Raw genomic sequence first — 18,303 nt, 5'->3', positions numbered from 1 at the left:
GACCGGACAGATGGCGCTGGACACGCGGCAGTAGTCGACGTGCGGCCGACCTACCAAGGCGATTCCGGTGCGTGACATGACGAAAGCGTGGCATGCCGTGTTTCCGGCAGTCCACCACTGTCCAGGATGCGGACGAGAATGTCCCGGGATGCGGACAGGTGTGCTTTCGGTCACCCACCGTCCCCGGCCCCGCGGCCCTGCCGGCGCGCCGCCAGCACCGCGGGCGCGACCGAGTGCGGCAGCAGCGAAGCCGGGTCGCAGGGCCGCACCACCTCCACCTCGACGCCGTCGGCGAAACGGTACGGCCGATGCGCCAGCACCCCCGCCAGGTTCCGCCGGAGCCGGGACAGCTCCGCCCGCACCGTCACCGCCCGGCCCGGGTCGCCGAACAGGTCCCCGGCCAGCTGCGCCGCGGTGCGGCCGGCCGGATGCTCGGCCAGCACGAACAGCAGCTCGCTGTGGCGCGGGCTCAGCCGCTGCGTCCAGCTGCCCGCCTCGCCCGTCACCGTCACCGTCCAGTTGCTCGGCCCGCTCACGTCCAGCACCACCCGGCTGCCCGGCGCCGGCTCCCGCTCGCCGACCCGCACCAGCCAGCCGCCCGGCAGCGGCTCCAGCTCGCACAGCCCCAGCTGCGGCAGCCACACCCGCCCGGCCCGCACCTCCGCCGGCAGCGCCACCCGCTCGGTGGGCGTGGTGCCCGTCACCGCGGCCGTCCATCCGTTGGTGTCCACCGCGAGCGCCTGCCCGCGGATCCGCGACAGCAGCGGCGCCGCGATCGACCGCAGCCGCTCCACCGCCTCCCAGTGCCGCATCCGCAGCTCGGCCTCGGCCACCCGCGCCACCGCCGACACCAGCGACAGCATCGCCGGGTGCACCCCGGCCGCGGGCCCGCTGACGTCCACCACGCCCAGCAGCCGCCCGTCCCGCGGGTCGTGCAGCGGGGCCGCCGCGCACGTCCAGCCGTGGTGCGAGCGCACGAAGTGCTCGGCGGAGTGCACCTGGAGCGGGGCCCTGGTGACCAGGGCGGTGCCGATCGCGTTCGTGCCGACGACCTCCTCGGACCAGGAGGCGCCCTCCAGGAAGCCGATCCGGTCCGCGCTCCTGCGCACCGCCACGCTGCCGTCCCGCCACAGCAGGCGTCCCTCGGCGTCGCTGACGACCATGATGTGCCAGGCCGCGTCCGCCACCGGGACCAAGCCGTCGCTGAGCACCGGCAGCAGCTGGCCGAGCGGGGTGGACCGGCGCCGGTGCTCGATCTCCTCCGGGCCCAGCATCCAGTTGCGCAGGCCGGTGTCGGGGTCCACGCCCGAGCGCAGCGCCCGGCGCCACGACTCGCCGATCACCCTGCGCGGCGCCTGCGGCGGCACCCGCCCGGCCAGCGTCGCCTCCCGCACGAGCGCGAGCAGGTGCGGCGAGAGGCGGGTGTCCGCTCCGTCGCCGGGCGCCGGGCCGATCCGCGGATGTGCCAACGTCCCCCCGCTCTCCCCCCGACCCGGCCTCCGGTGTCCCGCCGACGCGTGCAACGGGATGCAACGGTTGCGAGCCTACGCGACTTCGACGGACAGTGACGGCACGTCACCGCGCCGGAATGCGCGGTGCGTTGGAGGCCGGGGTGGTGCCGAGTCGGCGCGGCACCATCCCCCCTTTTTTTGCCGGCACCTCGCCTCGGGGACGCGGACCCCGTCCCGGCCGGCGCGGCCTCGCGCGCCCGGGGTCCGGTGCCTTCTTCCGGGGTTCCGGGGTACAAGCCCTTACTGGACCGGCCTGCTGGTCGGTGCCGTTAACGTAAGGGGGTGCAAGCAGCGGAAGAACGAAGCCACCGGCGTCCAGGCCGCTGGCACAGGGCGCGGGCCCTGTACCGGAACGTCTCGAAGCGGAAGATGGCGTGGCTGCTGCTGAAGGACACCGTGGACTCCTGCATGGAGTACCGGGTGACCGGGCTCGCCGCCGAGGCCGCCTTCTTCGTGCTGCTCTCGCTGCCGCCGCTGCTGCTCGGCCTGGTCGGCGCCCTGGGCTATGTCGACACCGTCATCGGGCTCGACACCATCGACCACATACGCCACAACATCCTCAAGGCGTCCGCCACGGTGCTGTCCGACAAGGGCGTCAACCAGCTGGTCAAACCCCTGGTGGACGACGTCTTCCACGGCCGCCGCCCGGACCTGATCTCCATCGGCTTCCTCATCGCCCTGTGGTCCGGCTCCCGCGCGGTGAACGTCTTCGTCGACACCATCACGATCATGTACGGCCTCGAAGGCCGCCGCGGCATCGTCCGCACCCGGGTGATGTCGCTCGGCCTCTACGTCGTCGCCCTCTTCCTCGGCGCCGCCGTGCTGCCGCTGATCGTCGCCGGGCCCGACGCGGTCAGCCGGATCCTGCCCGGCGGCGCGGGCATGGTGCACATCCTCTACTGGCCGTCCGCGCTGGCCGCCTCGATCGCCTTTCTCGCCACCCTCTACCACGTCTCCGTCCCCGTCCGCCGGAACTGGTACGAGGACGTGCCCGGCGCCCTGGTGGCGCTGCTCATGTGGGTGATCGGCAGCTTCGTCCTGCGCATATACCTCACGCACGCCGTCGAGGGCCACACCATCTACGGCTCGCTGGCCGCCCCCATCGCCGTGCTGCTGTGGATCGGCGTCTCCGCCTTCGCCGTCCTCGTCGGCGCCGCCGTCAACGCCGCCGTGGACCGCGTCTGGCCCTCGCTGGCCACCGCGGCCGCCCGCGAGGAGAACGCCCGCCGGATCGAGGCCGAGGCCGAGGCTGTCATCGCCCGCGCCCACGCCCGCCGCGCCCGCCACGCCGGCGTCCCCGACGACGAGGGCGAGCCGCCCGCCGAGTACCCCGAGCGGTGGGCCGACTTCCTGCCCCACCACGACGTCCGCAGCCGGCTGCGCCCCCGCCGCTCGCCGGGCGGCGGCGCCGCCTCCGGTGCGGGCGGGGGAGCTTCGGCGGGCCCGCCCGAGCAGCGCCGCCCCGAGCAGCCGTCCACCGGCGCGGGGGCGTCAGGCTGGGAGCCCGCGCCGGGCACGGGCCGCCGGGGGCGCCCGCCGGAGGACGGGCAGACATCCGGCTCGGAACCGGGGGAGGCGTCCGGCACCTGGGAGCTCGCCCCGGGTACGGGCAGGAGGGGCCGACCCGCCGAACCGGACGGCACCCCCGGGGACGGCCCCGGCCGCCCGCGGTACCCGGGCCCGGCCGCCGCACCGCCGATGCCGCGCGACCCCGCGGGCGAGCCGTACGGCGTCCCCGCGCTGCGCCCGCCCCCGCGCCCGCCCCGGCCCCCGTATGTGCCCCCGCCTCCGCCGATGCCGCCGTCCCCGCCGGCCCTGCCGCCGTACGCCCCGCCCCCGGGCCGCGACACCCCGCACTGACCGGCGCGGTCGCCCTCATCGGGGCCGCCGGCCCGCGGAGCCGGCCAACTGCCCCCTGGCGCGGGCGCGTTGCCTTCCGTGCGGGCCGTCGCGGCCTGCCGCCGGGCCCGGGAAGGGCCGCAGGGGGGACAGGCGCGGGCTCGCGCGGGAGGATGGGAGTGTGTACGAGGAGTGGGCCGACGCCGGGGGCGCGGTCACCGTGTGGGTGCGCAAGGACGCGGGCGGGGAGTACCGCGTGTTGCCGGACGGGTGCATGGACCTGATCTGGCACGACGGCGAGCTGCTGGTCGCCGGCCCCGACACCGCGGCGCAGGTGGGCGTCGACCGCCCGGGCAGCGCGTACGTGGGGCTGCGGTTCGCGCCGGGTGCGGGGCCGCGGATGCTGGGGGCGAGCGCGCGTGAGGTGCGGGACCTGAGGGTGCCGCTGGAGGCGGTGTGGCCCGGGCGGAGCGCGGCGCTGCTGGCCGAGCGGGCGGCCGAGGACCCGGTGGGCGTGCTGACCGGCTGGGTGCGCGAACGGGCGGACGAGCTGGGGCCGGCCGACCCCTTCGCGCCCGCGGTGGCCGCCGCGCTCGGCGCCGGGCGGGCGGTGCGCGATGTCGCCGCCGCCGGCGGGCTCGGCGAGCGGGCGCTGCACCGCCGCTGCGAGGCGGCCTTCGGCTACGGCCCCAAGACGCTCGCCCGGGTGCTGCGCCTCCAGCGGGCCCTTGCCCTCGCCCGGTCGGGCCGCCCCTTCGCCGAGGTGGCCGCCACCGCCGGCTACGCCGACCAGCCGCACCTGTCCCGCGAGGTGCGCGCGCTGACCGGCGTCACCCTGGGCGCCCTTGTCGGGCAGGGGTCTCAGGAAACCGCCGCGTAGAGGTCGACCGCGTTGCCGTCCGGGTCGTGGACGACCGCGTACCGCTGGCCCCAGAAGGCGTCAAACGGCTTGAGGTGGCCCTCGTACCCGGCGGCGGTCAGCTCGGCGTAGCGCGCGTCCACGCCCTCGGGCGTGCCGCAGTCGAACGCCAGGGCCACCCGCGAGCCGGTGGCCGGTGCCCAGCCCGGGTCGAACGAGCGGACCGTCTCGACGGTGTCCCAGGCCAGCCGCAACCCGCCGGGCAGGCCCACCTCGGCGTGCGGCTCCCGGTCGGCGCTCGCGGGCAGGTCGAGCCCGAGCCGCCGATAGAAGGCGAGGGAGGCGGCCATGTCGGCCACGGTGAGGCCGATCAGGCCGATGCGGGGAGTGATCGCTGTGTCCATGCCCCCCACGCTAGGCAGCCGCGGCGGCCGGCGTCTTGAACGAACCGGACGTTCAGCGGCCCGCATGGATGGGAAGGAAACCTTCCTGTCGGTAGGACGAGAGGATCGCGGTGCCGGCGCCCCGGGTCAAGGGGCTGAACCGACATCAACTCAGCTGCCTCGCAAGCCGCTTGAGGCGATCACGGATTCGACCGCGAGTCATTGACATGAACATAGTCTGGACCTTTGAATCACCTGTACCGGCGCACGTCCCCCACTCGTCGCCCCACAGGAAGGCCCCCCACCCATGGCCCCCACGGTCAGATCCCGCCGCCAGGCGACCTGGTCCCGCCCACTGATCGCCCTCGTGGCCCTGCTCGCCGCCGTCCTCGGCGTGCAGACCGCCCCCGGGCACTCCGCCCACGGCGCCACGCCGATCCACATCCTCGCCTTCTACGACGGCACCTACGACGCCGCCCACATCAGCTTCGACCACGAGGCCAACGCCTGGTTCCCGCAGCAGGGCGCCACCCACGGCTTCACCTACACCGCCACCACGGACTGGAGCCAGCTCAACACCGCGAACCTGGCCAACTACCAGGTGGTGATGTTCCTCGACAACTACCCGCAGACCGCGGCCCAGCAGAGCGCCTTCAAGACGTACATGGACAACGGCGGCGGCTGGATCGGCTTCCACGTCTCGGCGTACAACGACTCCTCGTCCAACACCTGGTCCTGGTACCACCAGACCTTCCTGGGCACCGGCCTGTTCCAGAGCAACAGCTGGGGGCCGACCTCGGAGACCCTGCGGATCGAGGACCGCAACCACCCGGCCACCGCGGGCCTGCCGGCCACCATCACCTCGTCGGTGAGCGAGTGGTACAGCTGGCAGAACGACCTGCGGCAGAACCCCGACATCGACATCCTCGCGTCGATGGACCCCTCGACCTTCCCGATCGGCACCGACCCCAACCAGACCTGGTACAGCGGGTATTACCCGATCGTCTGGTCGAACCGGAACTACCGGATGGTCTACAACAACTTCGGCCACAACGCGATGGACTACGACACCAACACCACGCTGTCGTCCACCTTCGCCAGCGCCCAGCAGAACCAGCTGCTGTTCCAGGAGATCGCCTGGGCGGCAGGCCAGGGCGGCGTCGTGACCCCGCCGCCGTCCCAGCCGACCGGCGCGATCACCGGCTACGGCGGCAAGTGCGTCGACGTCGCCGGGGCGAGCAGCACGAACGGCGCCGCGGTCCAGCTCTACGACTGCAACGGCACCAACGCGCAGACCTGGACTGTCGGTTCGGACGGCACGCTGCGGGCGCTCGGCAAGTGCATGGACGTCAGCGCGGCGGGCACGGCGAACGGCACGAAGGTGCAGCTGTACGACTGCAACGGGACCGGGTCGCAGGTCTGGCAGGCGGGTGCGAACGGTTCCCTGGTGAACCCGCAGTCGGGCAAGTGCCTCGACGCCACGGGGCCGAGCTCGGCGAACGGGACGCGGTTGCAGATCTGGAGTTGCACGGGGGCTTCCAACCAGAGCTGGGTTCTTCCTACGGGGTGACCGTCCGGGAGGGGTGGTCCGGGTCGTGCCCGGACCCTCCGCCGGTGGGTGGTTGTGGGGGTCCCCCCTCTGGGGGAGCAGTTCCTCGCGCCCCTGCGGGTACCGGGTTGCCCCGGGCTGGCTGTTGCCGGCTGCCGGCCGGTTGGGGCTGGGCGCGCCGTTCCTCGCGCCCCTGAGGCCGTCCGGGAGGGGTGGTCCGGGTCGTTTCCGGGCCCTCCGCCGGTGGTGGTTGGGCGCGCAGTTCCTCGCGCCCCTGCGGGTACCGGGTTGCCCCGGGCTGGCTGTTGCCGACTGCCGGCCGGTTGGGGCTGGGCGCGCCGTTCCTCGCGCCCCTTCGGGGGCGCGGGTCTTGGCTGCGGTCGCAGGGTGGCGGGGTGAGGTCAGGCGGGGTAGGCGTGGGTTTGGGTGGCTTTTACTGCGGCCCAGACCTGGGCGCCCTCGTGGAGGGTGAGGTCGGCGACGGCGGGGGTGGTGAGGTCGGCGGCCAGGGGGAGGCCCGTGGTGGAGGTGAGGGCGACGCGGATCTGGTCGCCGTGGGACTCCATGCCCGTGACCGTGGCCGGCCAGGTGTTGCGGGCGCTGGACTCCGGGCGGTCGCGGTGGAGGGTGACGGCGCTGGGCGGGAAGGCCACGAAGGCGGGCCCGGTGAGGGACTCGGTGGTGGTGAGGGTCAGGCCCTCGGCGATCCGCACGTCATGGCCCGCGGCCCGGCCGCGGTAGAGGTTGAGCCCGACCAGGCGGGCGATGTAGTCGGTGCGGGGGCGGCGGGCGATCTCCGCCGGCGTGCCCTCCTGCACGATCTCGCCGTGCTCCACCACGACCAGCCGGTCGGCGAGCACCATCGCGTCCAGCGGGTCGTGCGTGACGAGCACCGCCACCGCCTCGAACGCGGCCAAGTGGCGCCGGAGTTGGGCCCGTACGTCCAGGCGGGCGCCGGCGTCGAGCGCGGCCAGCGGCTCGTCGAGCAGCAAAAGCCGGGGTGCCGTGGCCAGCGCCCGGGCCAGGGCCACCCGCTGTGCCTGACCGCCGGAGAGACGCCGGGGCTTGGCGTGGGTGCGGCCCGACAGGCCCATGCGGTCCAGGAGTTCGGCCGACCCCGCGCGAGCCGGGCCCTTCGGCACGCCGAGGCTGCGCGGTCCGAACGCCACGTTGTCCAGGGCGCTGAGGTGGGGGAAGAGCAGGTAGTCCTGGAAGATCACGCCGACCGGGCGGTGCTCGGGCGCGAACCGCACCCGTGCGGCCGGGTCCTCCAGGGTGCGGCCGTCCAGCCGCAGGTGACCGCCGCCGAGCGGGGCCAGCCCGGCCAGTGCCCGCAACGACGTCGTCTTTCCGGCCCCGTTGGGCCCGAGCAGCGCCAACACCTCGCCGGGCGCGACCGACAGCCGCACGTCGAGGCGGAACGAGCCGCGGTCCACGACGAGATGGGCGTCCAGGCCCTCCTTTGCCGCGCCCACGGAGCGCGTAGACGCGGAGGAGCCCGTGGTGGCCGCGGCGGCCGCGGCGCCGGAGGAGCCCGCAGAGCCCGAGTAGTCGGAGGAGCCCGAGGAGCCCGTGGCGGTCGTGGAGCCCGCGGCACCCGTGGCGTCGGGGGCGTCCGTGAAGTCGCTGGGGCCTGCGACGGCGGTGGGGCCTGCGGTTCTTCCGGTTCCTGCCGTACCCGCCGTACTCGCCGTGCCTGCGGCACCCGTGGCGTCGGGGGCGTCCGTGAAGTCGCTGGGGCCTGCGACGGCGGTGGGGCCTGCGGCACTTCCGGCACCTGCCGTACCCGCCGTACTCGCCGTGCCTGCGGCACCCGCGACGTCGGAGACGTCCGTGAAGTCGCTGGAGCCTGCGACGGCGGTGGGGCCCGCAGCACTTCCGGCACCTGCCGTACCCGCCGTACCCGCCGTGCCTGCGGCACCCGCCGCGCCGGAGGACGCCGCAGAGCCCGCGGAGGCCGTGGAGCCAGGGGCAGCTGCTGCGGCCGCCGAAATCCCGCCGCGGCGCCGTTCCTTGACCAGCGCGGCCATCCGCGCAGCCGCCTGCGGACCGGCCGACGTCGCCGACTCCCCGCCGGTGGCGGCCGCTTGGGGACCCTTGCGGCCGAAGCGCCACGACAGCCGCTCCGCCAGGGGCCCTCGGGCCGTGCCGCCGTCCGGGGGCGAGGACGGCTCCTTTTCGTGCGGGGCCGCCGCGTCGGGGGTGCCCGCGCCCGTCCAGCGGTCGCGCAGGCCCGCGAGGACCGCGATCGAGACGGCGAGCAGGACCAGGCTGAGGGCGACGGCCGCGTCCGGGTCGTTCTGCAGCGCCAGGTAGACCGACAGCGGCATGGTCTGGGTGCGGCCGGGGAAGCTGCCGGCGAAGGTGATGGTCGCCCCGAACTCGCCGAGTGCGCGGGCCCAGGCGAGCACCGCGCCGGCCGCGACACCCGGCGCGATCATCGGCAGGGTGACCCGGCGGAAGGCGGTGAAGCGGGAGGCGCCCAGGGTGGCGGCGGCCTCCTCGTAGCGCGCGTCGGAGGCCCGCAGCGTGCCCTCCACACTGATCACGAGGAACGGCATCGCCACGAACGCCTCGGCGACGACCACGCCGGCCGTGGTGAAGGGCAGCGTGACGCCGAACCACGAGTCCAGCCACCTGCCGACGATGCCGTTGCGCCCGAGCGCCAGCAGCAGCGCCACACCGCCGACCACCGGCGGCAGCACCAGCGGCAGCGTCACCAGGGCGCGCACCACCCGGCGGCCGGGGAAGCGGGTCCTGGCCAGCAGCCAGGCCAGCGGCACCCCGAGGACGAGCGAGACCGCCGTCGCCGAGGTCGCGGTCTCCAGCGACAGCCGCAGCGCCTGCCACACCGCGGAGCTGGTGAGCAGGCCCGGCATGCCGTGCCAGGGCGCGCGCACCAGCAGCGCCAGCAGCGGCACCAGCAGGAAGGCGAGGCCGATCAGGGCCGGGAGGAGCAGCGGCAGGGGCGCCGTGGCGCCGGGGCGCGGCCGCCGCGGCCGGAGGGCGGAGCGCCGTCCGGCCGGGGCCGCGCCGTCGGTGGTCGGGCTCACGGCTTGAGGAAGCCCGCCCCGCTGAGCACCTTCTGGCCCTCGGCGGACTTCACCAGGGCGATGAACGCCTGCGCGCCCGCCGGGTTGGGCGCGTTCTTCACCTGGTCGATCGGATAGGCGTTGATGGCCTGGGCGGCCTCGGGGAAGTTCACGCCCTGCACCTTGCCGCCGGCGGTGTCGACGTCCGTCCGGTAGACGACGGCGGCGTCCACCTCCTTCAACTCCACCTTGGTCAGCGCCGACTTGACGTCCTGCTCGTAGGAGACCGGGGTGAGCTTCAGGTGGCTCGCGGTCAGCGCGGTCTGCGCGGCCGCCCCGCAGGGCACGGTCTTGGCGCACAGCGCCACCTTCAGCCCCGGGGCGGTGAGGTCCTTCAGCGAGGCGATGTGCTTGGGGTTGCCCGGCAGAGTGGCGATCTCCAGCTCGTTGCGCACGAAGGTGCTGGGAGTGCCGGCGCCGTCGCCCGCGTCGGTCACGGTCTTCATCGTCTTCGGGCTGGCCGCGGCGAAGACATCGGCGGGCGCGCCGCCGGTGATGCTCGCGGCCAGCTGGTCGCTGCCGCCGAAGCTGAAGACGACCTTGGTGCCGGGGTACGCCTTCTGGAAGTCCTTGCCCAGCGTCGTGAAGGTCTCCTGCAGCGAGGCCGCGGCGAACACCACCACCGTGCCGGAGACCTTCGCCGGGGAACCGCCCGCGCCGGTCGCCGTGGCGCTCGTCGAAGGGGACGCGCTCGAGGACTTTCCGTGGTCCGAGGAGGAGCAGGCGGAAAGCGCGAGGAGCAGTGCCGCACCGCCCGCCACCGCGCACAGGGACCGGGACCGCGCTCTACGGTTCGTCACAGGAACACTCCCTCTCTCCGCGCCGGCCGGGCGCGGGCACATGCCGATGATAGTTCCGCATCTGCAAGGAGAAAGTCTGCTGTCACATCGCATAACTCACACAATCCGCGGGTGATGCCTGGGTTGTGCGATCGTACGCCCCGTGCGTCGCCCGGTAACGGGCCCCGAACGCGCGGCGGCGGCACGGAGGGGTCCGCCGTGCCGCCGCCGGTGTGGCCGGCCGTGCCGGTCCAGGACCGGTCCTGGACCGGTCCTGGACCGCCTCAGTGCTGCGTGTCCAGGTCCAGGTTGAGCTGCACCACGTTCACATAGGGCTCGCCCATGAAGCCGAGCGACCGGCTGTGGGTGTTGTCCGCGACCAGCTTGCGCACCTCCTGCGTGCTCAGGTGCCGCACGTGCGCCACGCGGTTGACCTGCTCGGCCGCGTACGCCGTGGAGATGTCGGGGTCCAGGCCCGAGCCGGAGGCGGTGACCGCGTCGGCGGGGACGTCGCGCGGGTTCACCCCGTCGAAGGCGGCGACCGCGGCCTTGCGCTCCTTGATCGTCTTGACCAGGCCCGGGTCGTTCGGCCCGAGGTTGGACGCCCCCGAGGCCAGCGGGTCGTAGCCGCCGGCCGACGGGCGCGGCTGGAAATACCGCGGGTCGGGCCGCGGCGCCTCGTTCGGGTCGTTCGGGTTCTTCTTCGGCAGGTCGAAGTTCTGCCCGATCAGGCTCGACCCGACGGTCTTCCCGTCGTGCTTCACCAGGGAGCCGTTTGCCTGGTGGGGGAAGGCCGCCTGGGCGACGCCCGTGACGAGCAGCGGGTAGGCCAGTCCGAGCAGGACCGTGAAGATCAGCAGCATCCGCAGCGCCGCCAGGTGGTTGCGCACCATGATGTGCTCCTTCCTACTTCAGTCCGGGGATGAACTGGACGACCAGGTCGATGAGTTTGATGCCGACGAAGGGCAGCAGCAGGCCGCCCAGGCCGTACACCCAGATGTTGCGGCTGAGCAGTTTGGCCGCCGACGACGGCTTGTAGCGCACCCCGCGCAGCGCGAGCGGGATCAGCGCCACGATGATCAGCGCGTTGAACACGATCGCCGAGGTGATCGCCGACGTCGGGCTGTGCAGGCCCATGATGTTGAGGTGGCGCAGCCCCGGGTACACCCCGGCGAACATCGCGGGGATGATCGCGAAGTACTTGGCGACGTCGTTGGCGATGGAGAAGGTGGTCAGGGCGCCGCGCGTGATGAGCAGCTGCTTGCCGATCTCCACGATCTCGATCAGCTTGGTGGGGTTGGAGTCCAGGTCCACCATGTTCCCGGCCTCCTTGGCGGCCGAGGTGCCGGTGTTCATCGCCACGCCGACATCCGCCTGGGCCAGCGCGGGCGCGTCGTTGGTGCCGTCGCCGGTCATCGCGACCAGCTTGCCGCCCGCCTGCTCCTTCTTGATCAGCGCCATCTTGTCCTCGGGCGTGGCCTCGGCGAGGAAGTCGTCCACGCCTGCCTCGTCCGCGATCGCCTTGGCGGTCATCGGGTTGTCGCCGGTGATCATCACCGTGCGGATGCCCATCCGGCGCAGCTCGTCGAACCGCTCGCGCATCCCGGCCTTGACGACGTCCTTGAGGTTGATCACGCCGAGTACGGACGCGGTCGCGCCGCCCGCCGCGCCTTCGACGACCTCGCCGACGACCAGCGGGGTGCCGCCGCTGCTCGCGATCGCGTCCACCATCGGGCCGACCTCGGCCGTCGGGTGCCCGCCGTGCTCGCGGATCCACTGCATCACCGCCGTGGCGGCGCCCTTGCGCAGCAACCGGTGCCGGCCGTCCTCGGCCAGGTCCACCCCGCTCATCCGGGTCTGCGCGGTGAACGGCACGAACTCCGCGTGCCCCAACTCGCCCTCCGCGCGGGCCCGCAGGCCGTAACGCTCCTTGGCGAGCACCACGATGGAGCGGCCCTCGGGCGTCTCGTCGGCGAGCGAGGACAGCTGGGCGGCGTCCGCGAGCCGCGCCACCGCCACGCCCTCGACGGGCAGGAACTCGGCGGCCTGCCGGTTGCCGAGGGTGATGGTGCCGGTCTTGTCCAGCAGCAGCGTCGTCACGTCGCCGGCCGCCTCGACGGCGCGCCCGGACATCGCCAGCACATTGCGCTGCACCAGCCGGTCCATGCCGGCGATGCCGATCGCGGACAGCAGCGCCCCGATCGTGGTCGGGATCAGGGCGACCACGAGGGCCACCAGGATGACGATGGACTGCTCGGCGCCCGCGTAGATCGCGAACGGCTGCAGCGTCACCACGGCCAGCAGGAAGACGATCGTCAGCGACGCCAGCAGGATGTTCAGCGCGATCTCGTTCGGGGTGCGCTGCCGGGCGGCGCCCTCGACCAGGGCGATCATCCGGTCGATGAACGTCTCGCCGGGCTTGGAGGTGATCCGCACGACGATGCGGTCGGAGAGCACCTTGGTGCCGCCGGTCACCGCCGACCGGTCGCCGCCGGACTCGCGGATGACGGGTGCGGACTCGCCGGTGATCGCCGACTCGTCCACCGAGGCGACGCCTTCGACGACGTCGCCGTCCCCGGGGATGATCTGCCCGGCCTGCACGACGACGTGGTCGCCCAGCCGCAGGCCCGAGGCCGGCACCTCCTCCTCGCGCAGGTCGCCGGCGCCCGGCCGCCAGTCGGCCAGCCGGCGCGCGACCGTGTCGGTGCGGGTCCTGCGCAGCGTCTCGGCCTGCGCCTTGCCGCGTCCTTCGGCGACGGCCTCGGAGAGGTTCGCGAAGAGCACGGTCAGCCACAGCCAGGCGGTGATGACCCAGGCGAAGACGCTCGGGGTGCGGACGGCCTCCAGCGTGGTGAGCACCGAGCCGACCTCGACCACGAACATCACCGGGTTGCGCACCATCACCCGGGGGTCGAGCTTGCGGGCGGCGGCCGGCAGCGAGGTGAGCATCTGCCGCGGGTCGAGCAGGCCGCCGGCGACGCGGTGCCGCTCCGGCTGCGGCGGCATCTCCCCCTGCGGCAGCGGGGGTTCGAGGGTGGTCAGGGAGGACATCAGTGCAGACCTTCCGCAAGCGGCCCCAGCGCGAGCGCGGGGAAGTACGTGAGACCGACGACGATGACGATCACCGCGGTGAGCAGGCCGACGAACTGCGGCCGGTGGGTGGGCAGCGTGCCCGCGGTCGCGGGCACCGGCTGCTGCCGGGCCAGCGAGCCGGCCAGCGCCAGCACGAACACCATCGGCAGGAAGCGGCCGATGAGCATGGCCAGGCCCAGCGCGGTGTTGTACCAGTTCGTGTTCACCGACAGGCCGGCGAAGGCCGAGCCGTTGTTGTTGGCCGCCGAGGTGAAGGCGTAGAGCACCTCGGAGAAGCCGTGCGGGCCGGAGTTGAGCATCCCGGCCCGCTCGCCGGGCAGCGCCATCGCCAGCCCGGCGCCGACCAGCACCACCGCGGGCGTGGTCAGGATGTAGAGCGAGGCGAACTTCATCTCCCGGCCGCCGAGCTTCTTGCCCAGGTACTCCGGGGTGCGCCCGACCATCAGACCGGCCACGAACACCGCGATGACGGCCAGGATGAGGATGCCGTAGAGGCCCGAGCCGGTGCCGCCGGGCGCGATCTCGCCCAGCATCATGTTGAAGATCGTCATCCCGCCGCCGAGCGGCGAGAACGAGTCGTGGAAGGAGTTGACGGCGCCGGTCGAGGTGAGCGTGGTCGAGGTGGCGAACAGCGCCGAGGACCACACCCCGAACCGCTGCTCCTTGCCCTCCAGCATTCCGCCCGCCGCGTGGCCGGCCGCGCTGTGCACGCTGTGCAGCTCGTTGACGGTGATGACCGCCACCGAGGCCGCCCAGATCAGGCCCATCACCGCGATGATCGCGTAGCCCTGGCGCCTGTCGCCGACCATCGTGCCGAAGGTGCGTGGCAGGCTGACCGCGATCACCAGCAGCAGGTAGATCTCGACGAAGTTCGTGAACGCGTTGGGGTTCTCGAAGGGGTGGGCGGAGTTGGCGTTGTAGAAGCCGCCGCCGTTGGTGCCCAGCTCCTTGATGGCCTCCTGCGACGCCACCGGTCCGCCGGTCAGGCTCTGGTGGTCGCCCAGGATGGTCGAGATCGACTGCACGCCGTGGAAGTTCTGCACGGCGCCGCCGGCCACCAGCACGATCGCGAAGATGAACGCGATCGGCAGCAGCACCCGCAGCACGATCCGGGTCAGGTCCACCCAGAAGTTGCCGACCCGATCGGTGTGCCGGCGGGTGAAGCCGCGGATGAGCGCGGCGACCACGGCGATGCCCACCGCGGCGGAGACGAAGTTCTGCACCGCCAGGCCCGCCATCTGCACCAGGTGGCCCATCGTGGACTCGCCCGAGTACGACTGCCAGTTGGTGTTGGTGACGAAGGAGGCGGCGGTGTTGAAGGCCACCCCCGGCGAGACCGCCTTCATGCCGATGGCGAGCAGCAGGTGGTTCTGCAGCCGCTGCAGGCCGTAGAGGAAGAGCACCGACAGCAGCGAGAAGGCGAGCAGGCTGCGCAGGTAGACCGGCCAGCGCTGGTCGGCGTCGCCGTCCACGCCGCCGAGCCGGTAGAGCACGCGCTCGACGCGCAGGTGCCGGGGGGAGGTCAGTACGCGGGCCATGTAGTCGCCCAGCGGCCGGTAGGACAGCGCCAGGACGCCCAGCAGGGCGATGATCTGGAGCCAGCCGGCAAGGGTGTCGTTCACTAGAACTTCTCCGGGTGGATCAGCGCCAGCACCAGGTAGCCGACCAGGGCCGCGGCGACGACGAGTCCGACGATGTTCTCCGCGCTCACAGCCGCTCCGCCCCCTTGGCGGCCAGGCCGATGACGGCGAACACCACGACGGGCAGGACGATGAAGATCAGGTCAGCCATGCTCAGGTACCCCGGAAGGTCATTCGGGCGAGGGACCGCGCTCCCGCGGTCCGCGGGCCTGGCGGTACCGACCGGATGACGGGTCGGCCCACCCAATAAATCCCCGCCGCCCGCCCTCGGCGGTGCCCGTTAGCGCCTCCCTGACGCGCCCCCGCGGCCCCTTGACGTGGCCTTGACGCACAAGGCGGTGGGGTGCGGGAGGACGCCCGCGGGGCCGTTGGCGGGCGGGCGCGGGCCGGGCGTGTCCTCCGGCGTGCGGGTACGGGCCGGGCGTGGTCTACGGCGTGCGGGTACGGTCGTCGGCCAGGTCGTCGGCGGCCGGGTCCGCGGGCGGGGTGCCCGGGCCGGTCGGGGCGGGGGCGGGGTCCGGGGGCGGGACAGGGCAGGTGGTCGCGGCCGGGAGGGAGAGGACCATCGTCAGGCCGCCGCCCGGCGTGTCCTCCGGGGTCAGGGTGCCGCCCATGGCCTCCGTCAGGCCGCGCGCCAGCGCCAGGCCGAGGCCCAGGCCCGTGGTGTTGTCGTTGTCGCCCATGCGCTGGAAGGGCTCGAAGGCGCGTTCCCGATCGGAGGCCGGCAGGCCCGGGCCGCGGTCCACCACCCGCAGCTCCACCCGGTCGCCCAGCGCGCTCGCGGTCAGCACGACCGGGCGGTCCCGTGGCGCGTGCCGCGCCGCGTTCGCCAGCAGATTGGCGATGACCCGCTCCAGCAGCGGCGGATCGGCGGCCACCGCGGGCGCCTCCTCCAGCCCGTGCGCGTCGATCCCCGGCGCGTCCGAGGGCAGCGCCTCCAGCGCGGCCGGCAGCACCTCCTCCAGCGCCGTGGGCCGCAGGTCCAGCCGCAGCGCCCCGGCCTGCAGCCGGCTCATGTCCAGCAGGTTCTCCACCAGCCGGCTCAGCCGCGCCAGCGACTCCTCGGCGGTGGCCAGCAGCTCCTCGCGGTCCTCGGCCGAGAAGTCCACGTCGTGGCTGCGCAGCGAGCTGACCGCCGCCCAGCCGACCGCCAGCGGGGTGCGCAGGTCGTGGCTGACCGCGGCCAGCAGCGCCGTACGCATCCGGTCGGCGGCCTTCACCGGCTCCACCTCCGCCGCCGCCCGCGCCAGCCGGTCCCGCTCGGCGGCCGCCGACACGTGCGCCGCGAAGGCCGCGAGCACACGCTGGTCGGACGCCGACAGCTCCCGCCCCCGCAGCACGAGCGCCGTCCCGTCCCCGGCCGGCACCCGTACGACGGGGAGCCCGGCGTCCGCCCCGGCGTGCTGCCGCGCGGCGCCGTCCGGCCCGGAGCCGGGACGGGAGCCGGGATCCGGCGCGGGATGCTGCCGACTGGTGCCGTACGCCCCGGCGTGCTGCCGCGCGGCGCCGTCCGGCCCGGAGTGGGGCCGAGGGTCAGGAAGCGGCCAAGGCTGTCGCCAACTGGTGCCGTCCGGCCCCGAAAACGGCCGCGCGGCGCCGTCTTCGGCAGGCGCGGTCCCAACCGTCCTTTCCACCGGGCCCGTTGGCGGCATCGCGCTCTCGGCCTCCGGCTCCGGCGCCGTCCGGACGAGTTCCGCGCTGTCCATCGCGAAGGTCTCGCGGGCCTGTTCCAGCAGGGCCGGGACCGCGTCGCCGCCGCGGACGATGCTCGCCGCCAGCGAGGAGAGCGTCTCGGCCTCGGCGGTGGCGCGGGCCGCGCGGCGGGACAGCCGCAGGGAGCGGTCCACGACCGCGGCCACCGTGCCCGCCACGATCGCGAACACCGCCAGCGCCAGGATGTTGTTGGGCTCGGCGATGGTGAACTGCCCGACCGGCGGGATGAAGTAGTAGTTGAGCAGCAGCGACGCCGTCACCGAGGCGACCACCGCCGAGACCACCCCGCCCAGGCACGCCACGCACACCACGGCGAACAGGAAGAGCAGCGCCTCGCTGGTGAGGTTGAGCGTGCCGCGGCTGCCCGCGAGCAGCGCGGTGAGCGCCACCGGCAGCACCAGGCCCGAGACGGGGCCGGCGAGCAGCCGCCACGTGGTCAGGGTGCGCCGCCGCGAGGGCAGCAGCCGCCCGTGCCCGGCCCGCTCGTGGGTGACCATGTGCACGTCGATGTCGGCCGAACTGCCCACCGTCGTCTCGCCGATGCCGCGCCCGGTCAGCAGCCGCTCCCACCGCCTGCGGCTGCTGGTGCCCAGGACGAGCTGGGTGGCGCCGGCCGCCCGGGCGAACTCCAGCAGCGCGGCGGACACATCGTCGCCGACCACCGAGTGGTAGCTGCCGCCCAGGCTCTCCACGAGCTGCCGCTGCCGGGCCAGCGCCGCGGGTGAGGCGCCCACGGCCAGGCCGTCGCTGCGGGCCACATGCACCGCCAGCAGGTCGCCGCCGGCCGAACGGTCGGCGATCCGGGCCGCGCGGCGGATCAGGGTGTCGCCCTCCGGGCCGCCGGTCAGCGCGACGACGACGCGCTCCTTGGTCTCCCACACCCGCCCTATGCCGTGCTCGCTGCGGTAGCGGTGCAGGGCCTCGTCCACCCGCCCGGCCACCCACAGCAGCGCCAGTTCGCGCAGCGCGGTGAGGTTGCCGATCCGGAAGTAGTTGGCCAGGGCCGCGTCGACCTTCTCGGCCGCGTAGACGTTGCCGTGCGCCAGCCGCCGGCGCAGTGCCTCGGCCGGCATGTCCACCAGCTCGATCTGGTCCGCCCGCCGCACCACCTCGTCGGGCACGGTCTCGCGCTGCGGCACCTCGGTGATCTTCTCGACCACGTCGTTGACCGACTCCAGGTGCTGCACGTTGAGCGTGGTCACCACGTCGATCCCGGCGTCCAGCAGGTCCTCGACGTCCTGCCAGCGCTTGGCGTTGCGGCCGCCGGGCGGGTTGGTGTGGGCGAGCTCGTCCACCAGCGCTATCCGCGGGTTGCGAGCGAGCACGGCGGCCACGTCCAGCTCCCGGAACGTGGTGCCGCGGTACTCCCGCTCCAGCCGCGGTACGACCTCCAGGCCGTCGAGCTTGGCGAGCGTGTGCTCGCGGTGGTGGCACTCGGCGAAGGCCACCACCACGTCGGTGCCGCGGGCCACCCGGCGGTGCCCCTCGTCCAGCATCCGGTACGTCTTGCCGACGCCCGGCGCCGCGCCGAGGTACACCTTCAGCCGGCCCCGGCGGGTCCGCTGCGCGGGCCGGCCGGGGGGCTCGGCGGTGGGATCGGACATGAGCGCGTCTCCAGGGGCCGGGCCGTTCCGTCACCCCCAAGCAACCCGCCCCCGCGGCCGCCCGCGTCCCGCCTTGACGCGATCCTGTCGCCACCTCCCACCCCCTTGACGCCCCCTTGACGGCTACGGGCCCGTACGCGGGCACCCCTTCGTACGGGCGGCGAGCCCAAGGGGGCACCGGGGGTACGTCGGAAACGAGGTTCTGGGAGAGGAAACGCGCGCCCGGCCGGTCACCGGGCGG

Annotated in this window: 11 protein-coding genes and 2 pseudogenes; 3 read left to right on the top strand and 10 right to left on the bottom strand. The window is 73.9% G+C overall.

Annotation, left to right across the window (positions count from 1 at the left end; all coding sequences use genetic code 11):
* Positions 1-170: 170 nt before the first annotated feature.
* Entirely contained in the window at positions 171-1,469 is a 1,299-nt protein-coding gene (locus BLR33_RS22860; protein WP_093786428.1) for a GAF domain-containing protein, read from the bottom strand.
* Positions 1,470-1,793: 324 nt separating this feature from the next.
* On the opposite strand from BLR33_RS22860, the pseudogene BLR33_RS22855 reads away from it, so the two are divergent.
* Both BLR33_RS22855 and BLR33_RS34810 read left to right on the top strand, forming a co-directional pair.
* Positions 1,794-2,903: pseudogene (locus BLR33_RS22855) on the top strand (YihY/virulence factor BrkB family protein); the annotation flags it as partial.
* A 628-nt stretch (positions 2,904-3,531) separates the two neighbouring features.
* A complete protein-coding gene (locus BLR33_RS34810; RefSeq protein WP_245771597.1) occupies positions 3,532-4,230 on the top strand; it encodes a helix-turn-helix transcriptional regulator in 699 nt (232 codons plus the stop codon).
* Here the strand turns inward: BLR33_RS34810 and BLR33_RS22845 are convergent.
* Entirely contained in the window at positions 4,212-4,613 is a 402-nt protein-coding gene (locus BLR33_RS22845; protein WP_176930394.1) for a VOC family protein, read from the bottom strand. The genes BLR33_RS34810 and BLR33_RS22845 overlap by 19 nt on opposite strands.
* Positions 4,614-4,899: 286 nt before the next feature.
* Here BLR33_RS22845 and BLR33_RS22840 point away from each other — a divergent pair, with 286 nt between their 5' ends.
* Entirely contained in the window at positions 4,900-6,162 is a 1,263-nt protein-coding gene (locus tag BLR33_RS22840) for a ThuA domain-containing protein (RefSeq protein WP_093786426.1), read from the top strand.
* Between the two features lie 380 nt (positions 6,163-6,542).
* On the opposite strand, the gene BLR33_RS22835 is transcribed toward BLR33_RS22840, so the two are convergent.
* The 8 genes and pseudogenes from BLR33_RS22835 to BLR33_RS36245 form a co-directional block, all read right to left on the bottom strand.
* Complete coding sequence (locus BLR33_RS22835) at positions 6,543-7,616, bottom strand: ABC transporter ATP-binding protein (protein ID WP_245771613.1); 1,074 nt, start codon at positions 7,614-7,616, stop codon at positions 6,543-6,545.
* Between the two features lie 732 nt (positions 7,617-8,348).
* Positions 8,349-9,194: pseudogene (gene modB / locus BLR33_RS22830) on the bottom strand (molybdate ABC transporter permease subunit); the annotation flags it as partial.
* Positions 9,191-10,075 (bottom strand): molybdate ABC transporter substrate-binding protein, encoded by an 885-nt coding sequence (modA, locus tag BLR33_RS22825; RefSeq protein WP_093786425.1) that lies wholly within the window; start codon positions 10,073-10,075, stop codon positions 9,191-9,193. The pseudogene modB and the gene modA, both read right to left, overlap by 4 nt.
* Positions 10,076-10,296: 221 nt before the next feature.
* Positions 10,297-10,905, bottom strand: coding sequence for a potassium-transporting ATPase subunit KdpC (kdpC, locus tag BLR33_RS22820; protein WP_093786424.1), 609 nt, complete (start codon positions 10,903-10,905; stop codon positions 10,297-10,299).
* Positions 10,906-10,918: 13 nt separating this feature from the next.
* Positions 10,919-13,018, bottom strand: coding sequence for a potassium-transporting ATPase subunit KdpB (gene kdpB, locus BLR33_RS22815; RefSeq protein WP_093786526.1), 2,100 nt, complete (start codon positions 13,016-13,018; stop codon positions 10,919-10,921).
* Positions 13,019-13,062: 44 nt separating this feature from the next.
* Positions 13,063-14,727 (bottom strand): potassium-transporting ATPase subunit KdpA, encoded by a 1,665-nt coding sequence (kdpA, locus tag BLR33_RS22810; RefSeq protein WP_093786423.1) that lies wholly within the window; start codon positions 14,725-14,727, stop codon positions 13,063-13,065.
* Positions 14,727-14,816 carry a K(+)-transporting ATPase subunit F gene (gene kdpF / locus BLR33_RS22805; RefSeq protein ID WP_093786422.1) on the bottom strand — a complete coding sequence of 30 codons (90 nt, stop codon included), beginning with the start codon at positions 14,814-14,816 and terminating at the stop codon, positions 14,727-14,729. Before kdpF ends, kdpA begins: the two co-directional genes overlap by 1 nt.
* A 357-nt stretch (positions 14,817-15,173) precedes the next feature.
* Positions 15,174-18,062 carry an ATP-binding protein gene (locus BLR33_RS36245; protein WP_093786421.1) on the bottom strand — a complete coding sequence of 963 codons (2,889 nt, stop codon included), beginning with the start codon at positions 18,060-18,062 and terminating at the stop codon, positions 15,174-15,176.
* Between the last annotated feature and the right edge of the window lie 241 nt (positions 18,063-18,303).

Source organism: Actinacidiphila guanduensis (assembly GCF_900103985.1).
Taxonomy (GTDB): domain Bacteria; phylum Actinomycetota; class Actinomycetes; order Streptomycetales; family Streptomycetaceae; genus Actinacidiphila; species Actinacidiphila guanduensis.
The sequence above is the reverse complement of the archived record's forward strand: the minus strand, read 5'-3'. Positions and strand labels throughout refer to the sequence as shown.